The 13,908-nt window shown below is 54.2% G+C and carries 8 protein-coding genes; 6 read left to right on the forward strand and 2 right to left on the reverse strand.

Annotation, left to right across the window (positions count from 1 at the left end; all coding sequences use genetic code 11):
* Positions 1-188: 188 nt before the first annotated feature.
* Positions 189-1,733, reverse strand: a complete 1,545-nt coding sequence (locus tag HNQ57_RS12705) for a hydantoinase B/oxoprolinase family protein (protein WP_184463505.1) — start codon at positions 1,731-1,733, stop codon at positions 189-191.
* Between the two features lie 116 nt (positions 1,734-1,849).
* Positions 1,850-4,246, reverse strand: a complete 2,397-nt coding sequence (locus HNQ57_RS12710) for a TonB-dependent receptor (protein ID WP_184463507.1) — start codon at positions 4,244-4,246, stop codon at positions 1,850-1,852.
* Between the two features lie 228 nt (positions 4,247-4,474).
* Between HNQ57_RS12710 and HNQ57_RS12715 the strand changes: the two genes are divergently transcribed.
* The 6 genes from HNQ57_RS12715 (at position 4,475) to HNQ57_RS12740 (ending at position 13,901) form a co-directional block, all read left to right on the forward strand.
* Positions 4,475-5,635: an iron-containing alcohol dehydrogenase gene (locus tag HNQ57_RS12715; RefSeq protein WP_184463509.1), complete on the forward strand. Its 1,161-nt coding sequence runs from the start codon at positions 4,475-4,477 to the stop codon at positions 5,633-5,635.
* 172 nt (positions 5,636-5,807) lie between these two features.
* A complete protein-coding gene (locus tag HNQ57_RS12720; protein WP_184463511.1) occupies positions 5,808-6,998 on the forward strand; it encodes an aspartate aminotransferase family protein in 1,191 nt (396 codons plus the stop codon).
* A 28-nt stretch (positions 6,999-7,026) separates the two neighbouring features.
* Entirely contained in the window at positions 7,027-7,941 is a 915-nt protein-coding gene (gene argF / locus HNQ57_RS12725) for an ornithine carbamoyltransferase (protein WP_184463513.1), read from the forward strand.
* Positions 7,942-8,113: 172 nt separating this feature from the next.
* Positions 8,114-9,286, forward strand: a complete 1,173-nt coding sequence (locus HNQ57_RS12730) for an ABC transporter ATP-binding protein (protein WP_226968189.1) — start codon at positions 8,114-8,116, stop codon at positions 9,284-9,286.
* A gap of 392 nt (positions 9,287-9,678) precedes the next feature.
* On the forward strand, positions 9,679-12,576 hold the full coding sequence (locus HNQ57_RS12735) for a ribonucleoside-diphosphate reductase subunit alpha (protein WP_184463515.1): 2,898 nt from the start codon (positions 9,679-9,681) through the stop codon (positions 12,574-12,576).
* A gap of 86 nt (positions 12,577-12,662) precedes the next feature.
* A complete protein-coding gene (locus HNQ57_RS12740; protein WP_184463517.1) occupies positions 12,663-13,901 on the forward strand; it encodes a ribonucleotide-diphosphate reductase subunit beta in 1,239 nt (412 codons plus the stop codon).
* Positions 13,902-13,908: the final 7 nt, after the last annotated feature.

The following is a 13,908-nucleotide window of genomic DNA, read 5'->3' on the forward strand; positions in this document are numbered from 1 at the left end:
GACCACCTACTTGTTTGATAACAGTAATAAGACCTGATTGACGCGAGGCACTTATCGGGAAGAATTCGCGCCATTCTAGCAATTTCACGAACAAAAGTAATGGATCGGGCAAAAGTCTGATGTCAGAGGTCTGACGCCAGACGACAAATTCAACGGCGCCCCTTGCGTCCGACGCCCGACATCAGACCTCAGGCGCCCTCACCCCATCCACCCCCGCCGGGAGTTTCTATTTTTAAGATATCACCAGCGGCCGCCATCATACTCACCTTGGCGGGCAACTCTTGGCCATTAAAACTGTCTTTGCCGACGGCACCGTCGCCGCCACCGGCCAAACCCCAAGGGGCAAGTCGGCGGCGCTCGGTGAGCAAAGTGAACTGGGTGGGCGCCAAAAACTCAAATTCGCGAATTAGCCCCTCGCCGCCACGATAGCGACCGGCGCCCCCGGAGTCTCTGCGTACATCATAACGTCGCACGCGCAGGGGGTAGTGCATCTCCAAGCTCTCTACCGGCGTATTCAAGGTGTTGGTCATATGACTTTGCACCGCACTCAAGCCGCGACCACGTGCGTGAGCGCCCATGCCACCAGCGATGGTTTCGTAGTAATCCCAGTCTGCGCCCGCGCCGCGCCCCCCCATAGCCACATTATTCATGGTGCCCTGACTGGCCGCCGGAATGAGATCGGGAGCAGCTTGCGCCAACGCCCCCAAGACTGCATCGCTTATGCGCATCGACGTTTCAACATTGCCCGCCGCCACTGCCGCTGGCCGCTGGGCATTAAGCAGACAGCCGAGCGGCGCGCTTATGCGAATAGGCCTAAACAAGCCCGCGCAAACCGGGACCTCATCGGGCATCAAGCAGCGAAACACGTAATACACTGCGGCGGCAGCCACCGACAGCGGGCAATTGATATTGCCTTCAACCTGCGGCGCAGTGCCGCTGAAGTCGACCACCACGCCGCCGACACTTAAATCAATTTTTGCTGTTATAGGTAACTGCAAATGACCAAAGCCGTCGTCATCCATGTAATCGGTAAAGGCAAAACTGCCACGGGGCAATTCGGCCAAACGCCGCCGCGCAATACCTTCGGCATAGTCTTGCAACTGATTTACCGCCACCCCGAAGGGTACGACTAAGCCAGCAATCACTTCGTTTAAGCGCTGCAAACCCGTGCGATTGGCGCTAACTTGCGCAATAAAATCGCCGTGCTGCCCTGCACCAAACCATTCATCCAGCAAACTTTTAGCTAACATTCCGGCGCGAACCAATACGGTAGGCGGGATCACCACACCCTCTTCCTCAAGGGTTTTAGACAAGGGCATGGAACCCGGCGCTGACGCACCGATATCGGCATGATGGGCACGATTAGCAACAAAAGCCTGCAGGGCACCGCTGGCGTCAAAGCACGGCGCAATTACGGTGACATCGGGCAAATGCGTGCCACCGAGAAAGGGGTCATTCACCACCACCATATCGCCGGGCCGCCACTGGCAAGCATCGACAATATCCGCCATGGCATAAGCCATGCTGCCAAGATGGACTGGAATATGCGCCGCTTGGGCGCACAGGTGACCTTTGGCATCAAATATGGCGCAGGAAAAATCGAGACGGTCTTTTATGTTTGGCGAGAATGCAGCGCGCTGCAGGACCGCACCCATTTCCTCGCACACCGACTCCATGCGGCTAACAAACAAACCGAGTTTAACGGCGTCGAGCTCAGGAGGTGATGCGGCCATAGGGGAAGTCCTGCGCGGTAAAAAATCCCATTATCACGAATATTCCCAAACATACCAATCACCCACAAACAAAAACGGCCCCGAAGGGCCGTCAACAAAAATAGCAAGCAGTGGCGTTAGAAACTGTAGCGCGCACTCAGGCCAATGGTACGCGGCTGATTAACATGATGACCAACCCGCGCATTACCACCGCGTTCGGTATCAATTGACAGCTCTGCCTTCTCATTGGTCGCATTGCGCACAAACAGCGCGGTATCCCAGTTTTCGTTACGAACACCCAAGCGCAGGTTCACGATTTCGTAGCTATCCATCTCGCGGTCATAACCGTAAGTCGCCTGAGTTAGCGGACCACCTACATTGGGGTACAAGGTCGCCACGCCCTGACCATTATTATTTTGGTCAGAGATCTTGGTATAGCGCTCACCCACATTTTGATAGGTCGCATTGGCAAAACCTTCCCAGGTATTAAAAACGGGGAAGTAATAGGTCACCGATGCCGCGAGTTCAAAGCCCGGTGCAGTCGGCAAATCATCGCCATCTTGACCGCCGACAACTGCCAACACTGAACCCTCTGATTCCACATCAGAATCCAGCTCGGCTTCCACAAAGCTCGCCGACAAGCCAAACTCCAGATTGCTCAGCGGCCGCATGAACAGCTCCATCTCAACGCCACTGCTGTGGGCTTCATCTGCGTTGTAAATTAAGCGCGAAGAACACGAGCCGGCATCGACGGTAACTTGCAGATCTTTGATTTGGGCATGGAAGGCCGAAACATTAAACGTACCTGCGCCGCCCATGAAATTGGTTTTTGCACCGACTTCATAGTTAGTGACTGTTTCGTCATCAAAATCCCGGTTGTTGCCGTATATTTGCTCGTCATTATTGGTCGAGCTACACAGTGGCACGTTAAGTGGGTCGTTATTGCCACCTAAGCGAAAGCCCTGGGACACCTGAGCATTTAACATGACATCGTCGTTCAAGGCATGGCGCACAATAACACGCGGCGAGACCCCGTTAGAACTCACCACACTGCGGTCGTCGATAATCGCCGCCGTGTAGATCCCGTCAAAGCTAAGCACGCGGGTTTCTTCATAATCAAAATAGCGCGCGCCCACCACCAACATGGTTTTATCAGTTAGGTCATAAGACACTTCACCAAAAATCGCATATTGATCCAATTGATAGGGAATATCAGAGTAGTAAAGCTCATCCGTGCTCGCCCGCTGGCCTGCTGTTGAGCCCGAGAGATCCGGGTGCTGGGGATTGCTGGCTTCAAAGCCGTCAACAAGTAAAGACTGGCTATAGTGCCGCTCCACTTCACTATAAAACACCCCGGCAACCCACTGCATCGGGCCGTCGAAACCGCTCAAACGCAACTCTTGGGTAAGCACCTCTGCGGAGGTTCGATCGTATAAGGGCGCGTCCAGCAAATAAACTGAAGGGGCCTCGCCGTAGGAACCACCAGTAATACTGGAGTTCAGCGCGGTTGCGTCCCTAACCACCAACACATCGCGATCGGTGTAAGAACTCACCGAGGTCAAGCTCAATTGGTCGTTAAAATCGTAATTCACAGTGAGGTCGAACAGCGCGAAATCGTCCTCAAAACTCTCCTCTAATTGAGTGTACTGTTCATAATCACCCAACGTTATTGCCGGACGAGTGGTCGTGTAAGGGTTAGCTAAAAGATGGTAGTCGTCCTCGCGGTTGAAGCCGTCCATATCAATTTTTTGGAATACCACCTTAGGGGTAATGCTCAAGGCATCACTTGGCTGAAACAATACCGCCAGCCGTCCGCCCTCGCGCACGCCCTCGTTCACATCTTCATTAACGCTGCCGTCGGGCTGTAAGGCGTCAATAAATCCGCCGAATTCCTGATAATAACGTACCATCCGCAGGGCGACCTTGTCGCTCAAGGGCACGTTTAAATGGGCTTTCACACTGCCGCCATCGCTACCATGGCTAATGGTTTCTGCATCGCCCTGAATCGAACCGCTGACACCATCAAAATTCGGCTGCTGGGTGATATAGCGGATTGTCCCAGATAAGGAACCGGAGCCAAACAAGGTTCCCTGCGGTCCGCGCAACACTTCCACGCGATTCATATCGTAAAAATCCAAGTCCGGCGTAAACAGTGACATAGAGATCACTGACTCATCCATGTAGACCCCAACCTGCTCTTTTACACCTGGCTGATCGCGAACAATTTGCCCGGCAGAGATGCCGCGAATAGCAACCTGACTCTGGCCAGGGCCTAAATTTTGTATAGAAATACCCGCGACATTTTTTGCCATCGACTCCAGATCGGTTGCGCCACTCTGCTGCAACTTTCCCTCGGTCATCGCGGCTACCGAAAACGGCACATCTTGCAAGGTCTCCGACTGCTTTCGCGCCGTGACCAACACCTCTTCGATCGTGCGCGTCGACTCTGCGTGGCTTAACGGCGCGCCAGCAGCGAGCCCCATCACCACGGATGCCCCAATTAAGGCATGCCCAGAACGTCGTTTATTTATCATATTGTTATCCCCGTACTTAATGTGTTTCTTATTTGGGTTAATTGCCGTGCTAAACCACTGCACTATGAACCGGTATCAGCGATCAATACGAAATGGCTCCCTCTTTGTATAGCAGAGCAATTGTAAAACGCACTTATTTAGCGCGAAAAAGTATTCACCGTCAACACTGCGTTTGTGTTTCCCAGCGACTCGGGATTAAATGGCTCGCAGAATAAATAGGAATCTTTTATGACAGCCAATATCAACCTGCCCCGAATACTGCGCATTGGCGCAGGTGCCAGCCGCCAATTGCCCGAGGTACTCGATGAATTGAATCTAAAGCGGCCGCTCCTAGTCACCGACGCCTTTATCGTTAGTCTTGGCTGGCTAGACACGCTGGAAGCCCAGCTCAGCGAAAAAGGTTTTAGTCACAACCGATTTACCGAAGTTGTTCCCGACCCAACCAGCGATGCGGTTACCGCAGGCCTTGCAGTATTACGCCAGGGTAAATACGACTGCGTAGTCGCATTAGGTGGCGGCAGCTCCATAGACACCGCCAAAGCCATTGCGGTTATGGCCCATCGCGACCAGCCCATGCGCCACTACAAAGTGCCTAATTCAATAGCTGATGGCCTGCCCGTCATTGCCATACCGACCACCGCAGGCACCGGCTCAGAAGCCACCCGCGCCGCCGTCATTACCGACACCGAAAGCCAGGAAAAAATGCTGTGTATGGGCCTCGGCCTAATGCCCATTGCCGCGCTGGTCGATTTTGAATTGACCTTAAGTATGCCCTGGCGCTTAACCGCCGACACCGGACTCGACAGTCTCTGCCATGCACTAGAAGCCTATGTCAGTAAAAAAGCCAACGCGTTTACCGATACTATTGCGCTGGCGGCAATGACGGCCATCAACACCCATATCCGCACCGCCTGCCAACAGCCCGACAACCGCGAAGCGCGGGAAGCCATGATGCTCGCAGCGACACAGGGCGGCATCGCTTTTTCAAATTCATCGGTCACGCTGATTCACGGCATGAGCCGTCCGATTGGCGCGCTCTACCATGTGCCCCACGGCCTAAGCAATGCAATGCTTTTGCCTGACGTAACCGCATGGTCGATCAGCGGCGCCCCCGCCCGCTACGCCGACTGCGCCCGCGCCATGGGCATGGCCGAGTCGAGCGACAGCGACGCCACCGCCAACCAGAAGCTCGTCGCGGGCCTGCGTTTGCTCTGCAGCGACCTAAAGGTTCCCCGTCCCGGCGAGTTTGGAATAGACGCTCAAGCATGGCAGCAGTCGCTAGAATTAATGACACAGCAGGCGCTGGATTCCGGCTCACCCAATAATAATCCGCGGATCCCCAATGCCGCAGAGATTAAAGGTCTCTACCAAAAGGTGTGGGGCAATTAATTCATCGCGCCTTTACCCGCCATAGGCCTAGAAATCCCTGCGCATTCCTTATATTATTGAGGGTCTGACTAGGCAGCACTGGCTGCCTTTTTGCGTTTTAAATCCATTGCACTGCTATATTTGTGCCTTATTTGCGGTTAAACCTGCTTATTTGGCACGCGGAGATCTGTTGATGACACAGCCGGCTTTAATGAACACCTATGGACGTCTTCCGGTAACATTTACCCGGGGCGAAGGTGTGCGACTGTTTGATACGCAGGGCAAAGCCTACCTAGACTGCATCAGTGGCGTTGGCGTTAACTCTTTGGGGCACGCGCACCCCGCCTTAACAGAGGCTATTCAGTCACAGGCTGGCCAGCTGCTGCACACCTCCAATTTATACTCAGTGCAAAAGCAGGAAGAACTCGCTGCCGCCCTGTGCGCCATTAGCGGCATGGAAAACGTGTTCTTTTGCAATTCCGGCGCCGAAGGCAATGAAGCCGCCATCAAGCTAGCGCGGATGCACGGCCACAAACGCAATATCGAAATTCCCCACGTGATTGTTATGGAGCAGGCGTTTCACGGCCGGACCTTGGCCACGCTCACGGCGTCAGGCAATCGCAAAATTCAAGCGGGCTTTGAACCATTGGTGCGGGGCTTTATCCGCGCGCCCTTTGGCGATCTAGCCGCACTCGAGAATATCGCCGAGCACAACGACAGTATTGCCGCCGTCCTCATAGAACCGATTCAAGGCGAAGGTGGTATTCACACCCTGCCTGCCGGCTTCCTTACTCAACTGCGGGCGCTGTGCGACAAACACAACTGGCTGATGATGTTGGACGAAGTGCAGACCGGCAATGGCCGGACCGGCAAGTACTTTGCCTACCAGCACAGCGACGCAATGCCCGACGTGGTCGTGACCGCCAAAGGTTTAGGTGGCGGTGTACCGATTGGCGCCTGCCTTGCCCGCGGCAAAGCGGCGGCACTATTTCAACCGGGTAATCACGGCTCCACCTTTGGCGGTAATCCGCTGGTGTGCGCGGCCGGACTGGCAGTCGTAAACACGCTGAACACCAATGGCATGATCGACACCATTGCCGACAACGGCCGCTATATTCTCAGCGCCTTAAAAGATCAACTGGGCAATGTTGCCCACGTAAAAGACATTCGCGGCCAAGGCCTGATGATCGGCATTGAGCTGAGCAGCCCTTGCGGCGGACTGGTTGCCCAAGCCTTAGAAAAAGGCCTGCTGATCAATGTCACTTCAGAGCGGGTGGTACGCTTACTGCCGCCGCTAATTATTAACCAGCAGGAAATAGACGAGCTGCTCGCCACACTGTGCCCACTGATTCGTCAGTGGCCAGCTCAGTCCAGCGCGGCATAACGCCGGTTCAGCAGCAAAAGGTAGCCGTATGGCATTAAGACATTTTTTAACCCTCATGGATTTGAGCCCCGCTGAATTAGAAACCCTAATGCAGCGTGCCATACAACTCAAAGCCGAACACAAAGCCCGCAAAACCAGCGTGCAATTTCCCAATCATGTATTGGGCATGGTGTTTGAAAAAGCCTCTACCCGAACTCGTATCTCGTTTGAAGCGGGTATGGCGCACTTAGGTGGTCATGCCATCTTCCTGTCGCCACGCGACACCCAACTGGGTCGCGGTGAGCCGGTAGAAGACAGCGGCAGAGTCATCTCGTCAATGTGCGACATCATCATGGTGCGCACCTTTGAGCACAGCATTATTGAACGCTTTGCCGCGTACTCTAGCGTGCCGGTGATCAACGCACTAACCGACGACCACCACCCCTGCCAGCTGCTCGCCGACATCCAAACCTTTATCGAGCATCGCGGCAGCATCAAGGGCAAGCAAGTGGCATGGATCGGCGATGGCAATAATATGTGCCAGTCTTATATTCACGCCGCCATGCAGTTCGACTTCACCCTTAAAGTCGCCTGCCCCGAAGGCTTTGAACCCCGCGCCGACATTGTTGCCAAGGCCGGTGGTCGTGTTGAAATATTCCGCGAACCCGCCGATGCCGCCCGCGGCTCGGATCTTCTCGTGACAGACGTCTGGGCCTCGATGGGCCAGGAAGAAGAAAAAACCGAGCGCCGCCGCGAGCTTGCCGGCTACCAGATCAATAGCGCACTCATGGCCCACGCCAACCCAGACGCGCTCTACATGCACTGCCTACCCGCCAAGCGCGGCGAAGAAATTAGCGCCGAGCTAATGGACAACCCCAAAACCGTGATTTGGGACGAGGCAGAAAATCGCCTACATGCGCAGAAGGCCTTGATGGAGTTTTTGTTGTTAGAGGCGCGGGCGTAACGGATGTCGGATGTCGGATGTCGGATGTCGGATGTCGGATGTCGGATGTCGGATGTCGGCAATGACAACTCACTGAAGTAGCTGCGTCTAGCACTGACTTTGATTTTCATTCGTCAGACTTCCGACACACGACCAATTTTTAATTTTATCGCCAGACACCGGACGTCCGGCAATGGTTTTCAGCTTTTTCGTCCGACGCCAGACCTCTGACACCCGACAGGCTTTTCGTCAGACTTCCGACGCCCGACATCAGACCAAGGCCCTAACCGTGCTGCAAGTAAAAAACATCCAATGCCAATACGAAGGCATCTCCGTTGTCGACGATGTCAGCTTCCATGTTAACGACGGCGACATTTGCAGCTTGCTTGGCCCCAGTGGCTGCGGCAAAACGACCATTTTGCGCGCTATTGCGGGCTTTCAACCGCTCACCCAAGGTTCGGTTACGCTGCGCGGCAACTGCCTGAGCGAACCCGGCAGCATGATTACCCCCGAGCTGCGCAGCATCGGCATGGTATTTCAAGATTACGCCCTCTTCCCGCATTTAAGCGTATACGACAATATTCGCTTTGGTCTCAGTAAACAGAGTCGCCAAGCACAGCGTCAAAAAGTCATGCAATTACTGGCGCTAGTGCGCCTCGAAGGCGTCGAGAATCGCTTTCCTCACGAACTCTCCGGCGGCCAACAGCAGCGAGTTGCACTGGCTCGCGCCTTAGCACCCAGCCCAGACTTACTGCTAATGGACGAGCCCTTTTCCAACCTCGACGCCGAGCTTCGTAAACGCCTCAGCCTCGAGGTGCGCGACATTATTAAAGAGTTAGGCATTAGCGCCATACTCGTGACCCACGATCAACTCGAAGCCTTTGCCTTCAGCGACAATATTGGCCTGCTCTACAACGGCAAGCTACAACAGTGGGACACCCCGTTTAACCTCTATCACGAACCCAGCAATCGCCTCGTCGCCGACTTTATCGGCGAGGGTAGCTTCTTGCCCGGCGTCATCGGCACCGAGCTGAATACCGTTACCACCGAACTTGGCACCCTAATGGGCAACCGCGCCTACGCTTGGCCACCCGGCACCCCGGTAGAAATTTTACTGCGCCCCGACGATATTGTGCTCAGCGACTTTGGCGGCATCAGCGCCACCATTGAAAAAAAGGTGTTTTCAGGTAGTGCCACGCTCTACACCCTGCGCCTGCCTACCGGCAGCCAAGTTGAAGCACTACTACCCAGTCACCGCGATTTCGCCATTAACGAAAAAGTAAACATCAACACCGAGGCCGATCACCTTATTGCCTTTGGCCGCGAGGAATTACACCACGGCGAACATAAGCCAAGAAGTAGTTAAAAAACTTTTCCTTATGCGTAATCCGTCTACCTCGCCTGCGAATGTACTCACCACCCCAGCACGGCGCTGAAAAGCCCGCATTACGGGCAGTTAATAAAACAGCGGTTTTTACCCACCACTTACTCACACTTTATCCACAGAAGACCCACAGCATCTTGTGCTTGCGAAATCATGCAAACCGCATTATCTTGTATCCCAGATTCACCAAAACCCTATATATAGGGTTTTCCACCCAAGCCTTATAACAACTATTTACATTTTCGGGATAACTTCCGCACTTGTGTTATTTGGGTATTTCAGCAAGCCCTCGCCTCCCGCACCGGGAATTCACGAGGAAATTATAAGACTGACGCAGAGCAGTTTTAAGACATCAAGCAAGGGCCAGAGACATCATGCAAACCCAACAAGACACCAGCACCAGCGCCACTGGCGCCCCCCCGCAGCACGCTAGCGACGCCGAACTCAAAGCCACTGCACCTGGGCAACTGCGCGTTATTAAACGCAACGGTTCCGTAGTGAGCTACACCGACGACAAAATCAGCGTGGCGATCACCAAGGCTTACTTAGCCGTAGAAGGTGGCAATGCTGCCGCCTCTACTCGTATCCACGAGACCGTTGTTAAACTGACCGAACAAGTCAGCGCCACCTTCAAACGCCGCATGCCCTCTGGCGGCACTATCCATATTGAAGAAATTCAGGACCAAGTTGAACTGGCCCTGATGCGCAGCGGCGAGCACAAAATTGCCCGTGGCTATGTACTGTATCGCGCCGCCCGCGCCGAAGAGCGCAGCCAGCTGGCACCGCTTGGCGAAAAAGTACACCCCAGCATCCGCGTTAAACACCCCGACGGCACCGAGTCGCCGCTGGATGTAGGCCGCTTAGAATTTATCGTACAAGAAGCCTGCGAAGGCCTGAGCGATGTCTCCGCTCAAGAAGTACAAGACGAAGCCCTAAAGAGCTTATACAACGGCGTACCCCAGGAAGAGGTCAACACCTCACTGGTCATCACCGCCCGCGCCATGGTTGAGAAAGAACACAACTACAGCTTGGTTACTGCCCGCCTACTGCTCGACAAACTCCGTGCCGAAGCCCTGAACTTTTTAGGGGTTGCCCAGAGTGCGACTCAGCACGACATGACAATTTACTACCCGCAAGCGCTGCCAATTTACCTGCGCAAAGGTGCCGAGCTTGAGCTGCTAGACCCACGCCTGGAAAGCGAATACGACGTTGCCGCCCTCGGTGAAGCCATCAAGCCAGAGCGCGATATGCAGTTCCATTACCTTGGCCTGCAAACCCTGTACGACCGCTATTTTATTCACAGCGACGAAGTGCGCATTGAATTGCCACAGATCTTCTTTATGCGTGTTGCCATGGGTTTGGCAATGAACGAAGAAGACCGCAATGCCCGCGCCATTGAGTTCTACGACCTGCTCAGCTCCTTCGATTACATGAGCTCAACGCCAACCCTGTTTAATGCTGGCACCCTGCGTCCACAGCTGTCGTCTTGCTACCTGACGACTGTGCCTGACGACCTGCACGGTATTTACGGCGCCATTCAAGACAACGCCATGCTGTCTAAATACGCTGGCGGCTTGGGCAACGACTGGACCCCAGTTCGCGGCCTCGGCGCTTACATCAAAGGCACCAACGGCAAATCTCAAGGCGTTGTCCCCTTCCTAAAAGTGGTTAACGACACCGCTGTTGCCGTAAACCAAGGCGGCAAGCGTAAGGGCGCGGTATGTGCTTACCTAGAAAGCTGGCACATCGACATCGAGGAATTCCTCGAGCTGCGCAAAAACACCGGTGATGACCGTCGTCGTACCCACGATATGAATACGGCGAACTGGATTCCTGACTTGTTCATGAAGCGAGTTTTCCAAGACGGCGACTGGACCTTGTTCTCGCCTAACAATGTACCTGATCTGCACGATTTGTACGGCAAAGCCTTCGAAGAGCGCTTTGAGCACTACGAAGAACTGACCCGCAAAGGTGAGATTAAACTCTACAAGCGCGTTAAAGCCGCTGACTTGTGGCGCAAGATTTTGTCTATGCTGTTTGAAACTGGCCATCCATGGATCACCTTTAAAGACCCATGCAACCTGCGCAGCCCACAGCAGCACGTTGGCGTGGTGCACTCGTCTAACCTGTGTACAGAAATCACCCTGAACACCAGCAAAGACGAGATCGCGGTATGTAACCTTGGCTCAGTTAACCTTGCCCAGCACATTGGCGACAACGGCCTCGATTTAGCCAAAGTAGAGAAGACCGTTAAAACTGCAGTGCGCATGCTCGATAACGTTATCGACATTAACTACTACAGCGTGCCACAGGCCAAGAACTCCAACTTCAAGCACCGCCCTGTTGGCTTGGGCTTGATGGGTTTCCAAGACGCGCTTTACAAGCAGCACCTGCCCTATTCTTCTGACGAAGCGGTAGAGTTTGCCGACCGCTCTATGGAAGCCATCAGCTACTACGCGATTAAAGCGTCTAGCGATTTGGCCGCCGAGCGTGGCAGCTACCAGAGCTACGAAGGTTCTCTGTGGAGCCGCGGCATTCTGCCCATCGACTCGGTAGAAATCCTTGTGCAAGAGCGCGGCGCCGACTACATCGAAGTCGACCGCAGCCAGACGCTGGACTGGGACAGCCTGCGTGAAGTTGTTAAAACTCAAGGCATGCGTAACTCGAACGTCATGGCGATAGCGCCAACCGCCACCATTGCTAACATCACGGGTGTGTCGCAGTCGATCGAACCGACTTACCAAAACCTGTACGTTAAATCGAACCTGTCTGGCGAATTCACCGTGGTGAACCCCTACTTGGTTAAAGACCTGAAAGCGCGCGGTTTGTGGGACGCGGTCATGGTTAACGATCTTAAGTACTACGAAGGCTCGGTAAGCAAAATCGACCGTATTCCAGACGACCTAAAAGCGCTGTACGCCACCGCCTTTGAAGTGGAACCGCGCTGGTTGGTCGACGCTGCAAGCCGTCGTCAAAAGTGGTTAGATCAGGCGCAATCATTGAACCTGTACATCGCTGGCGCCAACGGCAAAAAGCTCGACATCACCTACCGCATGGCGTGGTACCGTGGCCTAAAGACCACTTACTACCTCCGCGCATTGGCTGCGAGCTCCACCGAGAAATCTACCGTTTCTCAAGGCTCAATGAACAAGGTCTCGTCACAGTCGGCTGCACCTAAACCTGCTGCCACCGCGTCTGCCGCTGCACCGCAGGCCGCCCCCGTACCGCTGGCCTGCTCACTGGATGACCCAGACTGCGAAGCTTGTCAGTAAGTGCATAGGGGCCGCTGGCCCCTTCGTCTGACGTCCGACGTCAGGCGTCTGACGAAAGACACATATAAAAGAATCGAGGTTATAAAATGTTAAGTTGGGATGAGTTCGATAAAGAAGAAGCACCGGCCAAAGCGCCTGCCGCCAAAACCCAAGCCCCAAAACCAGCTGAGCCGGTGGTTTCTGCTGCACTGAATACCATGAACAGCGAAGACAGCGCAGCGGTTGTCGACCAGGCTATTCTCGACAAAGCCAACGCCGCACTCGAAAGCCTCGACGTTGCCGCCGGTTTAGAAGAACTGGAAATGGGCGCGGCCCGCTTGCGGGTAGAAGACAAACGCATCATCAACTGCCATCTCGATCTTAACCAGCTCGTACCCTTTAAGTACGACTGGGCATGGCAGAAATACCTCGACGGCTGCGCCAATCACTGGATGCCCCAAGAAGTAAACATGACTGCTGACATCGCCATGTGGAAAAACCCAGAAGGCCTGACTGACGACGAACGTCGCATCATCATGCGCTCACTGGGTTACTTCTCAACGGCCGATTCATTGGTTGCCAACAACTTGGTGCTGGCCGTATACCGTCACATCACCAACCCAGAGTGCCGCCAGTACTTGCTGCGCCAAGCCTTTGAAGAAGCGATTCACACCCACGCCTACCAGTACTGTGTAGAGTCGCTGGGCATGGACGAAGCCGAAGTGTTCAACATGTATCGCGAACTGCCCTCCATCGCTAAAAAAGCGGCGTGGAGCCTGCAGCACACCCAAGCACTGGGCGATCCTAACTTCCACACCGGCACCCCAGAAACCGACCAGGAACTGCTCCGCAACCTGATTGGCTTCTACGCAGTGACTGAAGGCATCTTCTTCTACTGTGGCTTCACCCAGATACTGTCTATGGGCCGCCGCAACAAAATGACCGGCATCGCCGAACAGTTCCAGTACATACTCCGCGACGAGTCTATGCACCTGAACTTTGGCATCGACATGATCAACCAGATCAAACTGGAAAACCCACACCTCTGGAGCGAAAAATTCCAAGGCGAAGTAACCCAAATGATCGTCGAAGGCATGCAGCTCGAAATTGAATACGCCAAAGACTCAATGCCCCGCGGCGTACTCGGCATGAACTCCGGCATGATGGAAGAATACCTCCAGTTCATCGCCAACCGTCGCCTAAGCCAGCTCGGCTTAAAAGAACAATTCCCCGGCGCGCAAAACCCATTCCCATGGATGAGCGAAATCATGGATTTGCGTAAAGAGAAGAACTTCTTTGAGACTCGAGTTATTGAGTATCAGACTGGTGGGGCGCTGACTTGGTGATGTAAAT

Source organism: Zhongshania antarctica, from assembly GCF_014202945.1.
In the GTDB taxonomy this organism is placed as follows: domain Bacteria; phylum Pseudomonadota; class Gammaproteobacteria; order Pseudomonadales; family Spongiibacteraceae; genus Spongiibacter; species Spongiibacter antarcticus.